At 58.6% G+C, this 20,903-nt stretch carries 20 protein-coding genes; 13 read left to right on the plus strand and 7 right to left on the minus strand.

Going from position 1 to position 20,903, the window contains the following annotated elements; all coding sequences use genetic code 11:
* Position 1: 1 nt before the first annotated feature.
* The gene (locus P6287_RS08960) at positions 2 to 1,345 is read right to left on the minus strand and encodes an SrfA family protein (RefSeq protein ID WP_277974814.1); all 1,344 of its coding nucleotides are present in this window, start codon (positions 1,343 to 1,345) and stop codon (positions 2 to 4) included.
* Between the two features lie 152 nt (positions 1,346 to 1,497).
* Positions 1,498 to 2,676, minus strand: coding sequence for a benzoate/H(+) symporter BenE family transporter (locus P6287_RS08965; RefSeq protein ID WP_277974815.1), 1,179 nt, complete (start codon positions 2,674 to 2,676; stop codon positions 1,498 to 1,500).
* 96 nt (positions 2,677 to 2,772) lie between these two features.
* Between P6287_RS08965 and P6287_RS08970 the strand changes: the two genes are divergently transcribed.
* From P6287_RS08970 to P6287_RS08980, 3 genes are all read left to right on the plus strand, one after another.
* Positions 2,773 to 3,318 carry a helix-turn-helix domain-containing protein gene (locus tag P6287_RS08970; protein ID WP_137385718.1) on the plus strand — a complete coding sequence of 182 codons (546 nt, stop codon included), beginning with the start codon at positions 2,773 to 2,775 and terminating at the stop codon, positions 3,316 to 3,318.
* A gap of 120 nt (positions 3,319 to 3,438) precedes the next feature.
* On the plus strand, positions 3,439 to 3,864 hold the full coding sequence (locus P6287_RS08975) for a MarR family transcriptional regulator (RefSeq protein WP_192411906.1): 426 nt from the start codon (positions 3,439 to 3,441) through the stop codon (positions 3,862 to 3,864).
* Between the two features lie 17 nt (positions 3,865 to 3,881).
* Positions 3,882 to 4,436: an isochorismatase family protein gene (locus tag P6287_RS08980; protein ID WP_277974816.1), complete on the plus strand. Its 555-nt coding sequence runs from the start codon at positions 3,882 to 3,884 to the stop codon at positions 4,434 to 4,436.
* Between the two features lie 61 nt (positions 4,437 to 4,497).
* On the opposite strand, the gene P6287_RS08985 is transcribed toward P6287_RS08980, so the two are convergent.
* The 3 genes from P6287_RS08985 to pqqU form a co-directional block, all read right to left on the minus strand.
* Positions 4,498 to 4,923: a type II toxin-antitoxin system VapC family toxin gene (locus P6287_RS08985; RefSeq protein ID WP_101764488.1), complete on the minus strand. Its 426-nt coding sequence runs from the start codon at positions 4,921 to 4,923 to the stop codon at positions 4,498 to 4,500.
* Positions 4,923 to 5,174 (minus strand): type II toxin-antitoxin system prevent-host-death family antitoxin, encoded by a 252-nt coding sequence (locus P6287_RS08990; RefSeq protein ID WP_101764487.1) that lies wholly within the window; start codon positions 5,172 to 5,174, stop codon positions 4,923 to 4,925. Before P6287_RS08990 ends, P6287_RS08985 begins: the two co-directional genes overlap by 1 nt.
* A gap of 133 nt (positions 5,175 to 5,307) precedes the next feature.
* Positions 5,308 to 7,419 (minus strand): TonB-dependent receptor PqqU, encoded by a 2,112-nt coding sequence (gene pqqU, locus P6287_RS08995; RefSeq protein ID WP_277974817.1) that lies wholly within the window; start codon positions 7,417 to 7,419, stop codon positions 5,308 to 5,310.
* Positions 7,420 to 7,548: 129 nt separating this feature from the next.
* On the opposite strand from pqqU, the gene P6287_RS09000 reads away from it, so the two are divergent.
* Both P6287_RS09000 and P6287_RS09005 read left to right on the plus strand, forming a co-directional pair.
* Positions 7,549 to 8,502: an NAD(P)-dependent oxidoreductase gene (locus P6287_RS09000; protein ID WP_347343283.1), complete on the plus strand. Its 954-nt coding sequence runs from the start codon at positions 7,549 to 7,551 to the stop codon at positions 8,500 to 8,502.
* A gap of 1 nt (position 8,503) precedes the next feature.
* Positions 8,504 to 9,286 (plus strand): helix-turn-helix transcriptional regulator, encoded by a 783-nt coding sequence (locus P6287_RS09005; protein ID WP_101764486.1) that lies wholly within the window; start codon positions 8,504 to 8,506, stop codon positions 9,284 to 9,286.
* Here the strand turns inward: P6287_RS09005 and leuA are convergent.
* Complete coding sequence (gene leuA, locus P6287_RS09010; protein ID WP_277974819.1) at positions 9,237 to 10,922, minus strand: 2-isopropylmalate synthase; 1,686 nt, start codon at positions 10,920 to 10,922, stop codon at positions 9,237 to 9,239. The genes P6287_RS09005 and leuA overlap by 50 nt on opposite strands.
* 322 nt (positions 10,923 to 11,244) lie before the next feature.
* Between leuA and P6287_RS09015 the strand changes: the two genes are divergently transcribed.
* The 8 genes from P6287_RS09015 (at position 11,245) to pqqF (ending at position 18,962) form a co-directional block, all read left to right on the plus strand.
* Positions 11,245 to 12,177, plus strand: a complete 933-nt coding sequence (locus tag P6287_RS09015) for an ABC transporter substrate-binding protein (protein ID WP_277974820.1) — start codon at positions 11,245 to 11,247, stop codon at positions 12,175 to 12,177.
* A 78-nt stretch (positions 12,178 to 12,255) separates the two neighbouring features.
* Positions 12,256 to 13,281 carry a dipeptidase gene (locus P6287_RS09020; protein ID WP_277974821.1) on the plus strand — a complete coding sequence of 342 codons (1,026 nt, stop codon included), beginning with the start codon at positions 12,256 to 12,258 and terminating at the stop codon, positions 13,279 to 13,281.
* 148 nt (positions 13,282 to 13,429) lie between these two features.
* Positions 13,430 to 13,501 (plus strand): pyrroloquinoline quinone precursor peptide PqqA, encoded by a 72-nt coding sequence (pqqA, locus tag P6287_RS09025; protein WP_002905689.1) that lies wholly within the window; start codon positions 13,430 to 13,432, stop codon positions 13,499 to 13,501.
* A 55-nt stretch (positions 13,502 to 13,556) separates the two neighbouring features.
* Positions 13,557 to 14,483, plus strand: coding sequence for a pyrroloquinoline quinone biosynthesis protein PqqB (gene pqqB, locus P6287_RS09030; RefSeq protein WP_277974822.1), 927 nt, complete (start codon positions 13,557 to 13,559; stop codon positions 14,481 to 14,483).
* A complete protein-coding gene (pqqC, locus tag P6287_RS09035; protein ID WP_101764483.1) occupies positions 14,480 to 15,235 on the plus strand; it encodes a pyrroloquinoline-quinone synthase PqqC in 756 nt (251 codons plus the stop codon). Before pqqB ends, pqqC begins: the two co-directional genes overlap by 4 nt.
* 4 nt (positions 15,236 to 15,239) lie before the next feature.
* Entirely contained in the window at positions 15,240 to 15,518 is a 279-nt protein-coding gene (pqqD, locus tag P6287_RS09040) for a pyrroloquinoline quinone biosynthesis peptide chaperone PqqD (RefSeq protein ID WP_061720121.1), read from the plus strand.
* On the plus strand, positions 15,505 to 16,644 hold the full coding sequence (gene pqqE, locus P6287_RS09045; protein WP_101764482.1) for a pyrroloquinoline quinone biosynthesis protein PqqE: 1,140 nt from the start codon (positions 15,505 to 15,507) through the stop codon (positions 16,642 to 16,644). The genes pqqD and pqqE overlap by 14 nt, the downstream gene beginning before the upstream one ends.
* On the plus strand, positions 16,644 to 18,962 hold the full coding sequence (gene pqqF / locus P6287_RS09050) for a pyrroloquinoline quinone biosynthesis protein PqqF (RefSeq protein ID WP_277974823.1): 2,319 nt from the start codon (positions 16,644 to 16,646) through the stop codon (positions 18,960 to 18,962). The genes pqqE and pqqF overlap by 1 nt, the downstream gene beginning before the upstream one ends.
* Before the next feature lie 97 nt (positions 18,963 to 19,059).
* On the opposite strand, the gene dld is transcribed toward pqqF, so the two are convergent.
* Positions 19,060 to 20,760 (minus strand): D-lactate dehydrogenase, encoded by a 1,701-nt coding sequence (dld, locus tag P6287_RS09055; RefSeq protein WP_277974824.1) that lies wholly within the window; start codon positions 20,758 to 20,760, stop codon positions 19,060 to 19,062.
* Positions 20,761 to 20,903 lie beyond the last annotated feature (143 nt).

Below are 20,903 nucleotides of genomic sequence, written 5' to 3' on the forward strand. Positions count from 1 at the left end.
TTTACTTACTCTCACGCTTAATCGTCAACGGGAAGACCTGATCTGCGCCGTATTGCGCAGTACAGCTGGCGATGCCATCACCGGCTTTACACACCAGTTCCGGCATGCGGTAACGCGATTTATCGCTGCAGGTCGCAGTATAGCGGCTGCGCACTTCCATGCTGCCGGCGCTGGTCATCGCGGCGGTGACATCGGCTTTACAGCGGATGTTGTCGCCCTGGGTAATGGTGGCGGTGCCTTTGCCGTTGCGGATTTGATAGCGCAGGCTTGGCGGTTTGCCGGTCGGCAGATTGGTTTGACGCAACGTGACGCGCCAGGTGCCGTTAATAAATTTCACCGACCCAACGCGCGCATCTTCGGTTGTCATCACCAAATCATCGGCTTTGGCCGGTTCGGTGTGTTCAGCCACTACCTCAGGCGGCGCGACAGGTGTGGCAACCGGCGCGGCGGCAACGACGGTGGCGGCGGTTTGTGGCAGCGTGGCGGCGAGTTTTTCCGCTTTAACCATCACGGCAGGCGGCTTACTCACCGGCACCGGCACATCCGCAACGCGAATCGCAGCTGATTGCGGCGCGCTGTGCAGCCAGTAGGCGACGCCCGCAGCCACCAGCGCCGCAACCGGCAACAGCAGCATCAACGGACGCACGGCAAAGGCGCGACGTGGCGGCGAGACAGGTTCGGGTAGCGGTTCAGGCGCGGCCTCAGCAATGTCCTCAACCGCCGGTTCTTCGGCTTCAGGTTCCGGCTCGATCAGCGGTTGAGCAGCAGCAGGCGGCACCTCGATCAGCGGCGCAATTACCGGCGCAACCACCAGCGGAGCAGGTGCTGGCGGTTCTGGCAGCAGCGGCGGCAGCGCATCTTCCAGCGAATCGCGCAGGCAGGCCAGCGCGTCATCACGCGAACGCGCCTGCGGATCAACAAAGCCCCAGAAGGTGATCACCGGTTTGCCATCCACCAGATAAACGTACTGCTGATCCGGGAACTGCAACGTTTTGCTCAGCAACGCACCAAACAAGCGCATCGCCGGATTCTCTGCGTCGCGGGCGCGCAGGCTCAGCGCCTGCAGATCCTGCTGGTTTAGCGTCAGCAGTTCCAGCGCCTGACGGCGCTCGTGATCGCTGGCACCCAGCCAGGATTTTACTTTGCCAGTAAACGGGGCGTACCAATCGAGGCGGTCACCGCGCTCGTTGACCTGCGGGATCGCGAGGCAATTGGCCAGCGTGGTTTGGCGGCGCAGGCGCAGGGTTTCACGGATTTGCAGCGCGGACGTCCAGACCGGCTGGCCGTTTTCACCCAGTGCCAGTACCGTGTCCAGATTGCCGCTGCGCAGAAAAGTTTTTGCCACTCGTTGGGCCCTTATCGGTGGTTGTCTGAGGCAGAACAGTGTGTGTTTTTGGCGATGATAGTGATCTTAAGCCAAATGCAGCGAAATCAAACGGCTGATAAAGGGGGAAAAACAGGGCGTTTTTCCCGCGTGCAGAGAAGATTGCTGAAATTTTAAGCGCGGCTGCGCGGGGAAAGGATCACATAGGTCAGCATGCCGCCGAGCAAACCCCAAAAGGCGGAGCCGATGCCGAGCAGCGAAATACCGCTGGCGGTGATCAGAAACGCCACGATGGCGCTGTCGCGCTGATCCGGTTCGGCTAAGGCGCGCTGCAAACTGCCGGACAGCGTGGCCAGCAGCGCGAGGCCCGCCAGCGTGGCAATTAACACCGGCGGCAAGGCGCTCAGCATGATGGCGATCAATCCGCCGGTAAATCCGGTCAGCAGATAGAACACGCCCGCCAATGCCGATGCCATCCAGCGGCGCGCCGGATTCGGATCGACATCGTCGCCCATACAGATAGCAGCGGTAATCGCAGCGATACACACCGAAAACCCGCCAAATGGCGACAGCACTAAAGCGATAAAGCCGGTCCAGCCGGTGAGCGCTGATACCGGCGGCTGATAGCCGTGCGCCTGCAAGGTGGCGATGCCGGGCGCATTTTGCGACGCCATGGTGACGAGAAAATAGGGCAAACCCACGCCAATCAGCGCCGCCAGAGTAAACTGCGGCATGATGAATTCCGGCCGACTGATCGCCAGCGCATGCGGCGGAAAGTGGATCGATTGCTGGCCGAGCGCCACCAGCACGCCCGCGATCAACGCCAGAATGATGGCGTAGCGCGGCAGCCAGCGGCGGCTCAACAACCACACCAGACACATGCTGCCGCACAGCGCGAAATTGCTCTGCAAACCGCTAAAGGTGCCGATGCCAAATTTCAGCAGAATCCCGGCCAACATCGCGGCCGCCAGCGATTGCGGAATGTGATTCATCAGGCGGGCGAACAGACCGGTGACGCCGCACAACACAATTAACAGGTTGGTGGCGACAAACACGCCCACCACTTCATTCAGCGTCAAACCCTGCACGCTGGTGGCGAGCAGCGCCGCGCCAGGCGTCGACCAGGCCGCGAGGATCGGCATGCGTGTCCATAGCGATAAGCCGAGCGAGGCCAACCCCATACCTACGCCGAGCATCGACAGCCAGCCGCCAATCTGCGTCGGCGAAGCGCCCGCCGCCTGCGCCGCCTGGAAGATCAGCGCTGCCGTGCTGCTGTAGCCCACCAGTACGGCGATAAAACCCGAAATCAGCATCGGAAAAGAGAAGGCACTGCGTGTGGTGGCGGTTGTCATCAGGTCACATCCGATTGTGCGTTATAACGCACATTGTGGCATGGAGCGTTATAGCGCACAAGTGCTACACTGCGCGCGAGCTTTTCGGGAGAACACATGGAAAATTTGCATCAACATTTGAGTCTGGCGCTGAAACAGCTGCGTCAGGCCAACGGCTGGAGCCTGACGCTGGCAGCGGATCGCACCGGCGTGAGCAAAGCGATGCTCGGCCAGATCGAGCGCGGCGAATCGAGCCCCACGGTGGCGACGCTGTGGAAAATTGCCACTGGCTTTAACGTGCCGTTTTCCTTCTTTGTGCAGGGCAGCGATCAACCGCCGGGCAGCGTGGCGACCTTCAGCCAGCCCAACGCGCAGATGCAGGTTAAGCCGCTGCTGCCGTACGACGCCAGACTGCGTTTTGATTTGCTGGAAGTGACGCTGGCGGGTGGCGCGCAGAGTGATTCATCAGCGCATGAAAGCGGGGTGATTGAGCAGGTTGTGGTGCTGGAAGGCGAATTGTTGCTGGGCGTGGAAGGCACATGGCGCCGCTTGCTTTCGGGCCAGGCCAGCCAGTTCGCCGCCGATACGCCGCACAGCTACCGCAATCCTCTCAGCACGCCGCTGCGTTTCCACAGTTTGATTCATTATCTGCAGCGCGCCTAGGATCGCCATGCATGGCGCCTACCTAACAATCCGGCACAATTACAAATTGATACGAAGGTAAACTACCCAGTTTGCCTTCGTATTTATATACTCGCGGCTCATCAGTAAGGAGAAGGTGCCATGAGCGACCTCAACAGCGCGGCGGCGTTACTGCGCAGCATCAATGGCAAACTGGCGCGTCGCCTGCGTGAATCGGCGCCGCCGGGCGATCTCACCTGGCCGCAGGTGTCGGTACTTGGCTATCTGGTGCGCGATGGCGCGATGACGGTAACAGAATTGGCTACGCTGGAAGGGGTGCGCACGCAGTCGATGGGCGCCACCGTGGCGAGCCTGCAGACGCTGGGTATGGTGCAGGGTGCAGCCGATCCGCTGGATGGCCGCAAAACCCGCTATCAACCCACCGATGCCTGCCTGAAACTGATTGCTGCCAACCGCGCACAACGCGATGACTGGCTGCTCAACAGCATCGCAACGCAACTGAACCCGCAGGAACAGCACACGCTGCTGGCCGCGCTTCCCTTACTGCAACGACTTGCCGACCAATAATCCTGAGAGGACTCAACATGGCTTTAACTACACTTGACGACAACATCGCGCTGATTGTGATTGACCTGCAAAACGGTATTGTTGCGTTGCCGGTCGCACCGTTAGAGGCGCATGAAGTGATTGAGCGCTCAGCGCGTCTGGCCGATGCATTCCGTGGGAAAAAGCGCCCGGTGGTGCTGGTCAACGTTGCGGGCGGCGCGCCTGGCCGTAATGAGCAGCCGAAACACGCTGGCGATTTGCCCGCCGATTGGGCGACGTTGGTGCCGGACCTGGCGCAGCAGCGCGGCGACATCATCGTTACCAAAAAAACCTGGGGCGCTTTCCATAATACGGATCTGCACGAGCAGCTGCAGCAGCGTGGCATCACACAAGTGGTGATTTGCGGCATCGCCACCAGCATCGGCGTGGAATCCACGGCGCGTCAGGCGTATGAGCTGGGTTACAACGTCACGTTGGCAACCGACGCCATGACTTGCCTGAATGCCGAAACGCATAAAAACAGCGTCGAGCGTATCTTCCCGCGGCTGGGCGAAACCGGCACCACCGATGATGTGCTGGCGTTGTTGAAGTAAGGAACATCGTAGGGTGCGCATTCATGCGCACCTGGCTTGCAGGACGCCATGAATGGCGAGCCTACCGTTCCTGCCATGGATTCAGCAACATCACGCCAGTGGTATCAAAATCCCGTACGTTACGCGTGACCAGAATCAGCTCGTGATGAATCGCTGTCGCCGCGATCAGCGCGTCGGTGTGTGGGCGTTCATCAGGAATATGCAGCTGAGCGCAAAGGCGGGCCACGCTGCTATCAATTGAAAGTGTGCGCCAGGCAAATTCTGTCAGAACCTGCTCTTGATACCAGCGCTGTAAATGATGGGCTTGCTGAGGGTCTTTACGGGCGAACTTAAGGATACCTTTTTCAATTTCCATCAGCGTCAATGCTGAAATAAACATCTCTTCAGCATCAATGCTTTTAGCCCAGGCAATCACCTGAGGATTGGCTTTAGGCGTCCCTGCCTTACGTAATTCTGAAATAACATTGGTATCCAGCAAATAGCGCATTAGAACTCCACATCCCTGTTGATTATGGTCGCACGTTCTGGCTCAAAATCGATATCTACGCCGTCCGGCATGGCGAGTGAATCTACGATGCTTCGGTTTGAACCCGTGAGTTTTTTATACGCTTCGAATGTCAGTAAAACATGTGCAGGATTGCCACGGTCAGTAATATAAACCGGGCCTTCCTCGGCGGCTTTCTTGGCCCGGGATACCTCCTGATTAAAAGCTCGACTGCTGATTCTCGTCACTGTCATCACGACCTCCATGATATGTAGTGATGTTGCTACATAACTATAAAGCAATATGCCGTGCTGGACAATATTTAACCAATAAAAAGCCCCGCAAGCGGCTTGCAGGGCTTTAATATCATCTATCCAACGCGTTTATTTACTGAAACGCATAACTCACCGTCAGGCCCACGCTGTAATTGCGACCCGGCGCCGGTTCGTAATAGCGACCGTTGCTTTCATTCACGATAACTGAACCGATGTAGTTGCGGTCAAACAGGTTATCGACGCGGCCAAATAGATCCAACGTCCAGTTCTGCACCAGCCACTTATAACCGCTGTTCACGCCGACCACGGTATAAGACGGCGCTTTCACGTCATTCTCATCATCCGCCGCGATATCGCTCAGGTAGCGCATATCGGTTCCGGCATACCAGCCTTGATCGGGCGCGTAAGCCAGTCCGGCGTAAGCCATGTTACGGGCAATGCCGGGAATGCGGTTGCCGTCGCAGCTTTCGGTGCCGCAGGCGTTAGAGCGGTAGCGGGCATCCAGCAAGGTCCATGCGGCTTTGAAGCGCCAGCTCTCGCCGAATTGCTGGTCGAGGCCCAGCTCCAATCCACGACGGCGGGTTTCACCGGCGTTTTTGTAGCTGGTGCGGCCTTCAAAGCTGCTGTCGGAAACGATCTCGTTTTTGGTGTCAGTCTGGAAAATCGCCGCAGTTAACAGTCCGTTGCCGATGCGTTTTTTACTGCCCAGTTCAACCGTTTCGCTGGTGGCAGGTTGCAGGTTGAGATTCAGTCCGGCCTGATCGGCGGCGCGATAGGACAACTCATTCAGTGTCGGCGTTTCGAAGCCGCGGCCAGCAGAAACGTAGGCGTTCCAGCTGTTATCAATGGCGTAATTCAGCGCAGCGGCAGGCAACCAGCGGTGATAGCGACGATTGCCGCTGTCATCGGGATCGCTGTCGGTGACGTAATAGTCATTGGAGTCGAAATTCACCGTGCTGAAACGCACGCCTGCATCCAGTGACAGTTTATCGGTTAGCTGCCACGCGGTTTGCAGATAGGGATCGAGGTTCCACATCAGGTTGCGTTCATTACGACGCATCTCGCCCTGTACGCCCAACTCGTCGCCGTTAAAGTTTTGATAACCTTTACGCTTCTCAGTCATGGTTTCATAGTCGAGCCCGCCAGTGAAGGTTACCGGAATGGTGAACAGCGCGTCGCGGTGCGTCCAGCGGGTATCAATGCCCTGATAATGACGCGACAAAGCAATCACGCCGCCGGGATAACCTGCGCGCAGCTGAGTGGCTTTAGGAATGGATTGATACTGCGTGGTATCACGTTCACCCGCGTACATCATCACGCTCAGGTCATCGTTCTCACTCATCTGGCGCTGATAGTGCAGGCCTGCTTGCGTCTGATCGACGGTTTTACGCGCGTCGTACAAGCTCACGTTGCTGGCGACCTGGCGTGGATTATTTTTCCACTGTTCGGCGGTCAAACCGCCCGGGTCCTGCGCTTCAACGTGCACGCTGTTGAACAGCAGCGTCAGGGTGCTGACATCATCGATGCGCACGCCGAGTTTGGCGTTGCCGAGGTTTTTCTGCGCCGAGCTGTGATCGCGGAAGCCGTGCGTGGTAAAGCGCGAGGCGGAAACCGTGTAGTTGACGTCGCCGGCTTGCGTACCGTCGCCGGTTGCGCCGCTGGCTTTAACGCTGTTGCGCCAGCTGCCGTAACTGCCGTACCAGCTGCTGGCTTCCAGCGTGGTGGGTTGCTGTCCGGTTTTGGTTTCAACGTTAATCACACCGCCCGACGAGTTGCCGTACAGCGCCGAGAAGGGGCCGCGCAGCACATCGATGTGATCGATGGAGCCGATATCGATGTTGGAAGTTTGTCCCTGGCCGTCGGGCATGGTGGCGGGGATCCCGTCGACGTACATACGAATGCCGCGCAGGCCAAAGGTGGAACGCGAACCAAAACCGCGCACCGAAATCTGCAGGTCCTGCGCATAGTTCTGGCGGTTTTGAATTTGCAAACCGGGCACGCTGCTGAGGTTTTCTGACAAATTGACGCGCGGTGCCGCGTGGCGCATATCGTCGCCGGACACCACACTAACTGCCGCTGGCGTATCCAGTTCAGACAGTCCGGATGCGGACGGCGCCGCGCTCACCACCATGGTGTTGCTGGCCGCGTTTGCCGCCAGCGCCGAGACCGGTAACATCGCAGGCAGCATCAGCAGCGAAGCCTGTCGCAGTAAAGCTATTTTCATTATGAAAGACCGTAAAAAGGGCGTGGAATGTACCGAATGGAACATTAATGGCACGTATGTTAATCGTTTTATCATTTGTTTGAAAAGCGTAAATAGTATGACGGATTATTCATCATTGCGGCGTTGAAAATGTTTTTTCATCGCATCTCTGGCCTGGCTGCGACAGGGAAATTCTGTCAGTCTGGCGGTTTTGTCTTAAGGCACAAAAGAGAGGGAATGATGAGTCAACAACCTGTGGTCGCGGTACTGGGATTGGGCGCGATGGGGCATGCGTTTGCCGCTAACCTGTTGAAAAAAGGCTTCACGGTGCGCGGCTGGAACCGCACGCGTGCCAAAGGCGAAGATCTGCTGGATGCAGGCATCACGCTGGCCGACAGCGCTGCGCAAGCGGTGAGTGGCGCGGATGTGGTGATCGCCATGCTGGCCGACGGCGATACCACGCGTCAGGCGCTGAACGACGCCAGCTCCGCGCTCAAGCAGGGTGCGACAATTTGCCAGATGGGCACCATCGGCGTGGCCGCCAACGATCAACTGATCGCGGAATTCAAAAGCACGCGTCCGGACGTGGTGTTTATCGATGCACCGGTTTCCGGCACCAAAGCGCCAGCAGAGAATGCGCAAATCCTGGTGATGGCCAGCGGCGATCAGAGCAACGCGCAGGCCGCAGAGCAGGTGTTCGCCGCGATCGGTAAAGGCACGCAATGGCTGGGCGAGGCGGGCGCCAGTTCGCGCATGAAGCTGGTGGTGAATAGCTGGCTGATTGGTCTGATGCAGAGCCTGGCGGAAAGTACGCGTCTGGCGGAAGAGTTTGGTTTCAGCACCGACGATCTGTGGAAAGTGCTGGATGGCGGTCCGCTGGCGGCACCGTACGCCAAAATGAAACTTGGCATGATTGCCAGCGGCGATTTCACGCCGCAGATGCATCTGGTGTGGGCGCTGAAAGACGCCAAACTGGCGCTGGATGCGGCGGGCGATAGCAAACTGCCGGCGCTGGAAAACATTGTGGATGTCTGGCAGCAAGCGGTAGATGCCGGTTACGGCGAGCAGGATCTGGCGGCGGTTTATCAATATCTGAAACGCTAACATGAGTGCGCGGCTCAACTTCGACTTCGCCTATCGTCCGCTGGTGCCCTATGCGCACGATTATGCGCATGGCGACGCGGAGCCGTGGCATCACCACGCTTGCGCCCAGCTGATCCACACGCTGAGCGGCGTGGTGAAAGTGGAAACGCAGCACGGCAGCTGGATTGTGCCGCCGAGTCGCGGCGTCTGGCTGCCGGCGGGGACGCGTCACGCACTGCACATAGTTGGCGCGGTGGCCGCGCGCACGCTGTTTGTGGATCCGCTGGCGCGCGCCGATCTGCCCGCCAGTTGTCAGGTGGTGCAGATTTCGCCGCTGCTGCGTGAGTTGATTGTTAGCGCGCTGGCGCTGCCGGAGCAGTACGTTCCCGGCAGCCGCGCCGAGCGGATTTACGAGCTGATCCTCGATGAGATCCGCGTGATGGATGTGCTGCCGTTTGGTCTGCCGCTGCCGGAGAGCGAGCGGCTGCTGAGTTTGTGCCAGCAGATCCAGCAAGCGCCCGGGGAAAACTGGACGCTGGCCCGCGCGGCTACGCAACTCTGCGTGGCCGAACGCACGCTGGCGCGCCATTTCAGTCGCGAAACCGGGTTACAATTCAGCGACTGGGTGCGCCGCGCGCGACTGAGCGTGGCGTTAACCCGCTTAGCGCAGGGCGATAGCGTGCTGACGGTGGCGCTCGATCTCGGTTATGACAGCCCGAGCGCCTTCAGCGCGATGTTTCGCCGCGTGCTCGGCGTCACGCCAGCGAACTACTTTCCTGCGGCAGAAAAGCGTGCGCTGCGTTGAGCAGCGCCTGCAGTGAAGCGCGCGCCACATCATTATCAATGCCTACCCCCCACGCGCGTTCACCGCGTGCATTAATGCAGCTGATGTAGGTCACCGAACGACTGTCGCTGCGTTTGCCCAGCGTGTGTTCGTGATAATCCTCAATGGTGATGATTACGTCATAGCGCTGACGCAGCGCGGCAACGGCGGCTGAGAGCAAGCCGTTGCCTTTACCTTCCAGCATCAACTGCTGCGCGCCCTGTTGCAGCCGCGCCCTAAGGCGCGTTTCGCCTTTATCGTCGCTGTGACTTTCCGCTTCCAGCAAACAACGCGCGGGCTGTGTTAAGCCGTAATGCTGACAAAACAGCTGCCACAGCGCGTGATGGGTCATCTCCTGACCGTGCTGGTCGGTTTGCTGTTGCACCAGACGGCTGAAATCCTGCTGCAAGCCGCGCGGCAGCTGCAGACCGTGATTCTGCTCCAGCAGCCAGGCGGCGCCGCCTTTACCCGATTGACTGTTAACGCGGATCACCGCTTCGTAGCTGCAGCCGATATCCAGCGGATCGAGCGGCAGATACGGCATCTGCCAGATTGCTTCTTCACGCTCAGCACGGGCGGCAAAGCCTTTGCGTATCGCATCCTGATGCGAACCGGAGAAGGCGGTAAACACCAGTTCACCGGCATACGGATGACGCGGATGCACTGGCAGCTGGTTGCAGCGCGTCACCACTTCCAGCACCTGCTGGATATCGCTGAAATCGAGCTGCGGCGCGATGCCCTGAGTGTAGAGATTGAGCGCCAGCGTAACGATATCGACGTTGCCGGTGCGCTCGCCGTTGCCAAACAAACAGCCTTCCACGCGATCGGCACCCGCCAGCAGCGCCAGCTCGGCGCAGGCGATGCCGGTACCGCGATCGTTATGCGGATGCACGCTGATCGACACCTGCGATCGCTGGCTGAAGTGGCGACAGAAAACCTCAATCTGATCGGCATAGACGTTCGGCGTGTTCACTTCGACGGTCGCGGGCAGGTTGATGATCATTGGACGCGCCGGGCCCGGTTGCCAAATCGCCGCCACCGCTTCGCAAATCTCCAGCGCAAACTCCGGTTCGGTAAAGCAGAAGGTTTCTGGCGAATACTCGAAGGTCCACGCGGTATCCTTTTGCGCTTCGCAACGGGCGCGAATTTGACGCGCACCGGCGCAGGCCAGTTCGATAATCTCGGCTTTGCTCTGGCGGAACACGCGCTCGCGGAACAGCGGCGCGGTGGCGTTGTAGAGATGAATAATGGCGTTCGGCGCGCCACGCAGCGCGTCGAAGGTGCGATCAATCAGATCGCTGCGCGCCTGGGTCAACACCTGAATCGCCACATCGTCTGGAATGTGCTTCTGCTCAATCAGCAAACGGACAAAATCAAAATCGGTCTGCGATGCCGCCGGAAAGGCCACCTCAATCTCTTTAAAGCCACAGCGCAGCAGCAGTTGCCAGAACTCCAGCTTGCGCGCGCTGTCCATCGGCGTCGCCAGCGCCTGATTGCCATCGCGTAAGTCGGTAGAGAGCCAGCGCGGTGCCTGCGTCAGCTGGCGCGAGGGCCACTGACGATCCGGTAAGTCGATGACCGGAAACGGACGGTATTTTGCAGCGGGTTGCGTGAGCATAACGATCTCCTTGTGATATGGCGTTCAGTCTCGCCCAGCATCGCGTGGCGCGGCTCGCGCATTGCTGACAATCATTCGCGCATAACTGACAACCGGGTTCAGACTCTTGCGCGCACACTCTGTAGCGGCGCGATTAATCGCGTATTTTTCAGGCGACACCGCGCTCCTCCCGACATTGCGCAATAAATTGCGCCGCTACGATAATTGCGGTGATTGCATGCATAGTCTTTATGCGCCACGCGGCATATCTCATGCGAAATCGGCATCGGTCATTTGGCACGCGCGGGTTAGGCTGGAGTTTTGCGCGATGGGATAAAACACAATGAAAAGAGCAGCTTTGGCACTATTGATCGTGGCAGCCAGCGGTGCGGCGACGGCAGAAACCGTGACGCTGCGCATTGCCGATCAAAAGGGAAATATGCACGCCGAAATGGAAGCGGCGCAGCAGTTGAACAACCTCAATTATAAAATCGAATGGGCCGAGTTCCCGGCGGCGGCACCGCTGGCGGAAGCGCTAAATGCCGGTGCGGTGGATGCCGGTATTATTGGCGATGCGCCGCTGCTGTTCTCGCTGGCGGCCGGTTCGCAGGTGAAAGCGGTGGCGGTGAGCAAATCGGTGCCCGAAGGATTGGCGGTGCTGGTCAGCCCGGATTCACCCATCAAAACCGTTGCTGAGCTAAAGGGCAAAAACATCGCTACCGGACGCGGATCGATTGGTCACTTTGAGGCGCTCAAAGCGCTGGAGCAGGCGGGCGTCAGCGATAAAGAGGTCAACTGGCGCTTCTTAACGCCGGCGGATGCGCGCATCGCGCTGGCAAACGGTTCGGTGGATGCCTGGTCAACGTGGGATCCTTATACCGCGCTGGCGGAAGTGACCCACACCGGACGCGTGTTGGTTAACGGCGTCGGCCTGTCCAGCGGCAACAGCTTCCTCGCGGCCACCGACGCCGCGCTAAACGATGAAGCCAAACGCGCGGCGCTGCAGGATTACGTCAATCGCTTAGCCGCCGCCGATCGCTGGGCCAACAGCCATGTCGATGAGTACTCCACCACGCTGGCAAAAATCATCGGTTTCCCGAAAGAGGCGGCGGCGAAATCCTTCTCACGCCGCAAATCGCACTGGCAGAGCATTGATGATGCCACCATCGCCCAGCAGCAGGAGACCGCCGATTTCTACCAGAAATACGGTTTGATCCAGCAGCATCTTGATGTGAAACCGACTTTTTATCACGGCTTAAAGGTTGCGCAGAACTAACCCTTTGTGCGCCCGCATTTGGCGAAACAGCAGCGCGCGCGTAGCATGGCGCCATGTTGTTTCGTCAAAGATCCCCTCATGTTGCTAAAAACCTTCGACGGTCATAACGACCTGCTTCTTAATCTGTGGCTGCATCATCGCGATGATCCGGCGCAGGCCTTTTTTCACGGCATCGAAAAAGGCCACCTCGATTTTCCGCGCATGCAGCAGGGCGGTTTTGCCGGTGGGCTGTTCGCGATGTTTGTGCCGCCAGCGCGCTATGTCAAAGAGGTCGCGCCGCAGCGTGCGGAGGAAAATCTCGATCCGCTGACGATTCTCTGGCAGCAGCTCGACATCCTGAAAACGCTCGCGGCGCAATCTGATGGGCGGGCGCGGTTATGCCTTAACACCGCTGATATTGCCGCCTGTCGCGCGGACGGCGTGCTGGCGCTGGTGGCGCATATTGAGGGCGCAGACGGGTTTGATGGCGAGGGTGAAGCGCTTGATGCGTTTTACCAGGCGGGCGTGCGCAGCATCGGGCCGTTCTGGAATCTGCCCAATCGCTTTGGCGCAGGCGTCAGCGGATCATTCCCCAACTCACCGGACAGCGGGCCAGGTTTGACCGAACAAGGTGAGCAGCTGATCGCCGCTGCCAATCGCCATCGTATGTTGATCGATATGTCGCACATGAACGAGAAAGCCTTCTGGGACACCGCGCGCCTGTCAACCGCGCCACTGGTGGCGACGCACTCCAATGCGCACGCGCTCTGCGCGCAGCCACGCAATCTGACCGACGATCAGCTGCGCGCCATCCGCGACAGCGGCGGCGTGGTGGGCGTGAATTTTGGCAACGCTTTTCTGCGCAGCGACGGAAAACGCGACAGCGACACCGCATTGATCGAAATTGTTAAACATGTTGAGCACCTGATCGCGATAATGGGCCGCGATCATGTGGCGCTGGGCTCCGATTTTGATGGCATCAGCGTGCCTGAGGCGCTGAAAGATGTGAGCGGATTACCGCATCTTTATGCGTTGTTGCGTTCGTTCGACTACGATCAAACAGCACTTGAGCAGCTTGCATGGGGCAACTGGCAGCGCGTGTTGCAACAAATTTGGCAGGATTAGCACCATTCCCTTACCGAATCAGGGTTGATCTGCTCGCTACATTGGCGCAACATCTGCGCGCGTACGGATTGCGATGTGATCTAAGTCACAGTCGCAATCCTCTTCAGCAGAGATCTCTCTGCGTTTTTGTTTTATGAGGAAGACCATTATGTGGAAAAAACCTGCGTTTATTGACCTGCGTCTGGGCCTGGAAGTGACTCTGTACATCTCCAACCGCTAAGACTTCTGCCCGCCGTTCGTGCGGGCATTTTGTTTTCTCTCTTTGGTCAACGTTCATGTTTATTAAAGTCCTCGGTTCAGCGGCGGGCGGCGGCTTCCCGCAGTGGAACTGTAACTGCGCCAATTGCAGCGGCCTGCGCAACGGCAGCATTCAGGCGCAGGCGCGCACGCAATCTTCGATCATTGTCAGCGACAACGGTGAAGATTGGGTGCTGTGCAACGCTTCGCCGGACATCAGCCAGCAAATCGCCCACACGCCAGAACTGATCAAAAAGGGTGTGCTGCGCGGCACGGCGATTGGTAGCATCATTCTCACCGACAGCCAAATCGATCACACCACCGGCTTGCTGAGCCTGCGCGAAGGCTGTCCGCATCAGGTGTGGTGCACGCCGGAAGTGCATGGCGATCTCACCAGCGGCTTCCCGATTTTCACCATGTTGCAGCACTGGAATGGCGGTCTGCAGCATCATGCATTAACGCCGCTGGAGCCGTTCCGCGTCGATGTCTGCCACCGTTTGCAGTTCACCGCGATTCCGATTCTCAGCAACGCGCCGCCGTATTCGCCGTATCGCGATCGCCCGCTGCCGGGCCACAACGTGGCGCTGTTCATTGAAAACACCGCCAACGGCCAAACGCTGCTCTACGCGCCGGGACTCGGCGAGCCGGATGCGGTGATCATGCCGTGGCTGCAAAAAGCCGATTGCCTGTTGATTGATGGCACGGTGTGGCAGGACGACGAGCTGCTCGCTACCGGCGTTGGCAACAATACCGGCAAAGCGATGGGCCACTTAGCGCTGGCCGAAGAACAAGGTTTAATGGCGTTGCTGGCTGCGCTGCCGGCCAAACGCAAGATTTTGATTCACATTAACAACACCAATCCGATCCTTAATGAGCAATCGCCGCAGCGCGCCTATTTGACGCAGCAGGGCATTGAAGTGAGTTGGGATGGCATGGCGATTCATCTGCAGGAGTTTGCATCGTGATCATCACTGAAGCATTATCGCCCGCCGCGTTTGAGCAGGCGCTGCGCGATAAAGGCGCGTTCTACCACATTCATCACCCGTATCACATTGCCATGCACAATGGCGAGGCGACGCGCGAGCAGATTCAGGGCTGGGTGGCGAACCGCTTCTACTATCAAACCAATATTCCGCTGAAAGATGCGGCGATCATGGCGAATTGCCCGGATGCGGCGACGCGGCGTAAATGGGTACAGCGCATCCTCGATCACGACGGCAGCAACGGTCACGAAGGCGGGATTGAAGCCTGGCTGCAGTTGGGTGAGGCGGTGGGGCTGGAACGTGACGTGTTGCTGTCAGAGAAGCTGGTGCTGCCGGGCGTGCGTTTTGCGGTGGACGCCTACGTGAACTTCGCGCGCCGTGCTAACTGGCAGGAAGCGGCCTGTAGCTCGCTCACCGAGCTGTTTGCGCCGCAGATTCATCAGTCGCGTCTCGACAGCTGGCCGCAGCACTATCCGTGGATCAAAGAGGAAGGCTATTTCTACTTCCGCAGCCGTTTGAGCCAGGCGAACCGCGATGTGGAGCATGGGCTGGCGCTGGCGCTTGAGGTGTTTACCCGCGCCGAACAGCAGAACCGCATGCTGGAGATCCTGCAGTTTAAACTCGATATTCTCTGGACCATGCTCGATGCCATGACCATGGCGTATGCGCTGCAACGTCCGCCTTATCATACGGTCACCGATCAGGTGTCCTGGCACAGCACAAGACTGGTATAACAACATGAAAGATAATGTGATTCCGGCTTTCCGTCGCGGCTACCGCATGCAGTGGGAAGCGGCGCAGGATAGCCATGTGGTGCTCTATCCGGAAGGCATGGCCAAACTGAACGAGACCGCCGTGGCGATCCTCGAACTGGTGGATGGCAAACAGGATGTGGCGGCGATCGTTGCCACGCTGGATGCGCGTTTTCCGGACGCGGGCGGTGTCGGCGACGACGTCAAAGAGTTCCTGCAATCCGCCATCGAACAAAAATGGATACAGTGTCGTGAACCCGAGTAAAAGCGTGACGCCACCGCTGTGGCTGCTGGCAGAACTGACCTATCGCTGCCCGCTGCAGTGTCCGTATTGCTCCAATCCGCTGGATTTTTCCCAGCAGGAGAAAGAGCTGACCACCGAACAGTGGATTGAGGTGTTTCGTCAGGCGCGCGCCATGGGCAGCGTGCAGCTCGGTTTTTCCGGCGGCGAACCGCTTACCCGTAAAGACCTGCCGGAGCTGATCCGCGCCGCGCGCGATCTCGGTTTCTACACTAACCTGATCACCTCCGGCATCGGCCTGACGGCGAAAAAACTCGACGCCTTTGCCGACGCCGGACTCGATCATATCCAGATCAGCTTCCAGGCCAGCGATGAAACGCTGAACGCGGCGCTGGCCGGGTCAAAAAAGGCCTTCCAGCAGAAGCTGGAGATGGCGAAAGCGGTGAAAGCGCACGGCTATCCGATGGTGCTGAATTTCGTGCTGCATCGCCATAACATCGACCAGATCGACAAAATCATCGATCTCTGTATCGAACTGGAAGCCGACGATGTCGAGCTGGCGACTTGCCAATTCTATGGCTGGGCGCAGCTCAATCGTGAAGGATTGCTGCCGACGCGCGAGCAGATCGCCAACGCCGAAGCGGTGGTGGCCGATTATCGTCAGCGCATGGGCGCCAGCGGCAATCTCACCAATCTGCTGTTCGTCACGCCGGATTACTATGAAGAGCGGCCGAAACCCTGCATGGGCGGATGGGGATCGATCTTCCTCAGCGTCACGCCTGACGGCACCGCGTTGCCGTGCCACAGCGCGCGTCAGCTGCCGGTTGCGTTCCCGTCGGTGCTGGAACGCACGCTGGACGATATCTGGTACAACTCCTTTGGTTTTAACCGCTATCGCGGCTTTGACTGGATGCCGGAACCCTGTCGCTCCTGCGATGAAAAAGAGAAAGACTTTGGCGGCTGTCGCTGTCAGGCCTTTATGCTGACCGGCGATGCCGATAACACCGATCCGGTGTGCAGCAAATCGCCGCATCACGGCAAGATCCTCGAAGCACGACGTGAAGCCAACTGCAGCGACATCAAAATCCAGCAGCTGCAGTTCCGCAATCGCAGTAACTCCGAACTGATCTTTAAGCAGCGCGTCACCTGATGCACGCGCGCCAGCTTACGCTCGCCAACGGCCTGCGCTGCCATCTTTATCATCAGCCCGACGCGCGTGAGGCGGCGGCGCTGATGCGCGTGCAGGCCGGCAGTCTGGATGAAGCGGATCGCTGGCCGGGTTTGGCACATCTGCTGGAACATCTGCTGTTTTGCGGCAGCGAAGCTTTTCACGGCGACGATCGCCTGATGCCGTGGCTGCAGCAGCAGGGCGGCCAGGTGAACGCCACCACGCAGTTGAGCCGCAGCGCCTATTTCTTTCAGCTCCCAGCCGCAGCGTTGTCAGCGGGCGTGCAGCGGCTGTGTGACATGTTAGCGGCACCGTTGCTGACGGCGCAGGCCATTCAGCAGGAAACGGCGGTGATTGAGGCTGAGTATCAACTGCTGCAAAACCATGCCGACACCCTGAGTGAAGCTGCCGTGCTGGATAAGTTGCCGGGACGTTTCCAGCGCTTCCGCGTCGGCAGTCGGCAGGCTTTTGGTGACAATGTCACGGCGTTGCAGTTCGCACTACGCGATTTCCATAGCCGCTTGTATTGCGCTGAAAACATGGAACTTTGGCTGCAAGGCCCGCAATCACTGGATGAGCTCGAACAGCTGGCGGCACGCTTCGGCGGCAGTTTGTTGGCGGGTGGTGAACGCGCTGCGGCTGTTGAAGCTACGCTGTTGCAAGGCGATCGTTTACTGCTATCAGGCGGTGAAGAAAATTTCTGGCTGACGATGTTGGTCGCGGGCGATGAGCAGACTGTGCGTGACAATGTCACCTTATTAACAGCATTCTGGCAGGACGAAGCGCCCGGCATCTTGCTGGCGCAGTTGCGCGTTGAGGCGTTATGCGAAACCTTTGACGCGCATTGGTTATGGCAAGATGAGCAGCAAGCGTTACTGGCGCTGCGCTTTAGCGCCAGGCGCATTTCCCTGGCGCAGGCGCAACAGATTGAGCAACGCGTTTGGCAGCATCTGGCTGCGTTAGCTGAATGTAATGCGATTCAGCTGCAGCACTACGCACAGCTCGCGCAGGAAGATTTCGCGACCTTGTCGCCGCTGGAACAGTTGCGCGGCCGGGCGTTGGGCTTCGCGCCGGGTTGCGCGCTGCCAGACAACTTCACGGATTTTGCCGCAGCGTTGCCAGATTGTCCGCGCACGCGTCTGCTCACCCAGCAACAGATTGACGGCGCACCGCATCACACGCAGGGCTTTACCTTGCAACTGGCCGAGTGGCTGCCGCCGTCGTTGGCTGCGACCAAACCCGCAGCGTTTCACTTCTATCCTGCTTCAGCCGCTGTTCCGCTCCCTCGTCTCTCGCCCGTGGCGCAGCCGTTGCCGCTGATTGCACCGGTAAAACAGGTTGAAACGCTGCTGCTGCGTCCGGCGTTTTATCAGACCTTGAGTGAGGAAGACGCGCAGTCGCGGCAGCGCCAGTTACGCCCGTTGCTGGCGGAATTGCGCCACGCGGGTGGCAACGGCAGCTGGCAACAGACGCATGCCAGCTGGCAGCTGCTGCTCAATTTGCCTGCATCCGCCGATCGCGCGTTGTTTAGCGTGCATCAGGCATTACTGGCGCTGAACACGCCGATGCTGGCGCAACCCGCAGCGAATACCCCTTCGATTGTGATTCGTCAATTGCTCGCCGCGTTGCCCACTCGCTTGATCAAGCCATTACCCGCGCCACAATGGCTGGCGGCATGGTGCGGCACCAATACCGCATTAAGCCAGCGCGTGGCGCATCTGCTCAGCGATTTTACGCCGGATCTGGCGCGCGACACGCCGCCGGCACGACTGCAACACGGCATCGTGCCCATCGCCTGCGACGGGCGCGATCAGGCGCTGCTGCTGTTTATGCCGTTACCGCAGGCCGACGATGCCAGCCTGGCCGCTTTACGCGTGCTGGCGCTGATGCTGGAAACGCGCTTCTTCCAGCGGTTGCGCGTGGATCAGCAAATTGGCTATGTGGTGTCGGCGCGCTATCAGCGGGTGGCGGATGTGGATGGCTTGATGCTGGCGCTGCAATCACCGGATATCTCCTGGCGCGCGCTGCTGGGTCACTGCAAACGCTTTATGCGTGAGATGGTCTCCGAGATCGCGGCAATCTCGCCGCAAAAGCTGGCGGCATGGCAGGCAAGCTTAATGACGCAATGCGCAAGCAAAGACAATGGCGAGGCCGCACTCGAAACCCTGCGCCAGCAGCACGGCCTGGCCACTCTCAATCGCGCGGCTATTCAGGCACTGACGCTGCAGCAGCTTGAGCAACTGCATCAGCGTCTGCTGCGCGAACGGCATCGCTGGTTGATTTTGGTCAATCAAAGCTGAAAGATTCAACCGAAACGTACGTGAAATCATTCGTCATTACGTAGGGTCGCTATTTATGGTGACCGAGTGCGCATGAATGCGCACTCTACGTGCGATGCTACATCTCCCGCCAAAACTTCTTCTTACTGGTTTTACCAATCCCTGGATTACAGCTGTTGGTGGGATCAAGCTGTTTCCAGTGCGCGACATGCTCACACGACGCCTGATAAAGGTGCCCGACATTGTGCTCGGCGGGATACTTCGCGCCGCGCTGTTCCAGATACCGTTTCACCTCTTCCTTAAACACTTTCGCGTCGTAGCCGGATTTCAGCACGTAATCCTGATGATTGACGAAGCAGAAGAAGTGCCCGCAACACGAATCAACCTGTACCTGCGCCGCCAGATGATCGGGCAGCGTCAAACGCCACGCGTCATCATTGCGACGCAGCGCCACGTCGAAGGCCACCAGCCGCTCGTTGGGGTTATAGCCCAGCGCATCGCAGTAGGAAATGGTGCAGCCGCCCACGCCGAAACGCACTAAAAACGCATCCGCCGCTTCACGCGTATTGCAGCGGAAAAAGCCGCCTTGCTGCTCAGCAAAGAACTGCTGTAACAAGCGCTGTAATTCGGCGGTTTGCGGCGACTCTACTTTGATCATCAGATGATGTTGATACTCGCTGCGGTAATCCATGATGCGCGGCGCGATAAAGCTCGGCGTCAATTGGTTGAAGAATTGCAGCACCCGATCAACAAAATTGCGCGGCAGGAATTTCAGGTGGCTGACGTGCACATCCCATTTGGCTTTATTGGCCATCATCTGCGGAATGGCCTGCGGGCCCAGTTTGCGAATCGCCAGATACATATGCTTGGCGTAGCGCACGGTTAAATCGAAGGCGTTGCGATGAATATATTCCGCCTGCAGCGGCAGTTCGCTCATTTCGGTTAGCAGGAAACGGCGCAGCGCCACCAGCACGTTCTCATCGTTAGTGCCGATGTAGAAGGTGTCGCTGCCGGCGCTGGCTTCGAAGGTGGGCAAACGTACAGCGAAAACCATCACTTTACCGGCGCTGCCCGAGCTGTCGTGCAAGTAGCGCAGATCGCCATTGAAGCGTGCTGGGGAATCCGCGGTCACATCTCGTAAGCGGTCGGCGTAGTCATCGGCCCAGATTTTACCCTGCCAATCGGCTTGCTCGCCGGTGTGATACTGCTGCTGCGCCAGGTTTTCAAGCATCACTTCTGGCGTGTCGCCCAACTCGATGCCGAGATGATTAACCATCTCCAGACGACCATCCTCATGAATACGGGCGAACAGGGATTTTTCGGTAAACGCGGGGCCGCGCCGAATCAGCGAGCCGCCGGAATTATTACAGATCCCGCCGACCACCGACGCGCCGATGCAGGATGATCCAATCACCGAGTGCGGCTCTCGACCGAGCGGCTGTAAGGTGTGCTCCAGTTCGGTCAAGGTGGTGCCGGGGAAGGCGATCACCTGGCGCGCCTGATCGATCACCTGCACGCCTTTGAGCTGGCGGGTGCTGATGATCACGATATCGCGGTCGTAATCATTGCCGTCGGGCGTTGAGCCGCCGGTGACGCCGGTATTTGACGCCTGCATCAACACAATCACATCGTGCGCCACGCACACCTGCAGTGTTTGCCACAGCTGCAACAAGGTTTGCGGTAACGCCACCGCCAGCGCGTCACCGCGCCCGACGCGGAACCCCTTTATGTACCAGGCTTTATCATCCGCATGGGTTAATAACTGTTTGTCACCTACCACCGCGGCCAACTTCCGCAACATATCCTTCTGCATGCTCATTTTCTCTTCTTTATTCTTTATCTGCCACGGTATTGGACAAGCGCAGCTGCACTGAGTCAATCATTCACTGGCCCTGACGCGTAAATAACGCACGGAATCATTATCCCTTTTTACTTTACGAAATAACCGGCAGGAACCGATAA

It is taken from the genome of Pantoea sp. X85 (assembly GCF_029623675.1).
GTDB classification, from domain to species: domain Bacteria; phylum Pseudomonadota; class Gammaproteobacteria; order Enterobacterales; family Enterobacteriaceae; genus Pantoea; species Pantoea leporis.

What these genes read in the sequence shown, in the direction of transcription:
- P6287_RS08965 (WP_277974815.1), bottom strand. Translation starts at nt 2,676, where the DNA reads ATGACAACCGCCACCACACGCAGTGCCTTCTCTTTTCCGATGCTGATT.
- P6287_RS08970 (WP_137385718.1), top strand. Translation starts at nt 2,773, where the DNA reads ATGGAAAATTTGCATCAACATTTGAGTCTGGCGCTGAAACAGCTGCGT.
- P6287_RS08975 (WP_192411906.1), top strand. Translation starts at nt 3,439, where the DNA reads ATGAGCGACCTCAACAGCGCGGCGGCGTTACTGCGCAGCATCAATGGC.
- P6287_RS08980 (WP_277974816.1), top strand. Translation starts at nt 3,882, where the DNA reads ATGGCTTTAACTACACTTGACGACAACATCGCGCTGATTGTGATTGAC.
- P6287_RS08985 (WP_101764488.1), bottom strand. Translation starts at nt 4,923, where the DNA reads ATGCGCTATTTGCTGGATACCAATGTTATTTCAGAATTACGTAAGGCA.
- P6287_RS08990 (WP_101764487.1), bottom strand. Translation starts at nt 5,174, where the DNA reads ATGACAGTGACGAGAATCAGCAGTCGAGCTTTTAATCAGGAGGTATCC.
- pqqU (WP_277974817.1), bottom strand. Translation starts at nt 7,419, where the DNA reads ATGAAAATAGCTTTACTGCGACAGGCTTCGCTGCTGATGCTGCCTGCG.
- P6287_RS09000 (WP_347343283.1), top strand. Translation starts at nt 7,549, where the DNA reads ATGTTTTTTCATCGCATCTCTGGCCTGGCTGCGACAGGGAAATTCTGT.
- P6287_RS09005 (WP_101764486.1), top strand. Translation starts at nt 8,504, where the DNA reads ATGAGTGCGCGGCTCAACTTCGACTTCGCCTATCGTCCGCTGGTGCCC.
- leuA (WP_277974819.1), bottom strand. Translation starts at nt 10,922, where the DNA reads ATGCTCACGCAACCCGCTGCAAAATACCGTCCGTTTCCGGTCATCGAC.
- P6287_RS09015 (WP_277974820.1), top strand. Translation starts at nt 11,245, where the DNA reads ATGAAAAGAGCAGCTTTGGCACTATTGATCGTGGCAGCCAGCGGTGCG.
- P6287_RS09020 (WP_277974821.1), top strand. Translation starts at nt 12,256, where the DNA reads ATGTTGCTAAAAACCTTCGACGGTCATAACGACCTGCTTCTTAATCTG.
- pqqB (WP_277974822.1), top strand. Translation starts at nt 13,557, where the DNA reads ATGTTTATTAAAGTCCTCGGTTCAGCGGCGGGCGGCGGCTTCCCGCAG.
- pqqD (WP_061720121.1), top strand. Translation starts at nt 15,240, where the DNA reads ATGAAAGATAATGTGATTCCGGCTTTCCGTCGCGGCTACCGCATGCAG.
- pqqF (WP_277974823.1), top strand. Translation starts at nt 16,644, where the DNA reads ATGCACGCGCGCCAGCTTACGCTCGCCAACGGCCTGCGCTGCCATCTT.
- dld (WP_277974824.1), bottom strand. Translation starts at nt 20,760, where the DNA reads ATGAGCATGCAGAAGGATATGTTGCGGAAGTTGGCCGCGGTGGTAGGT.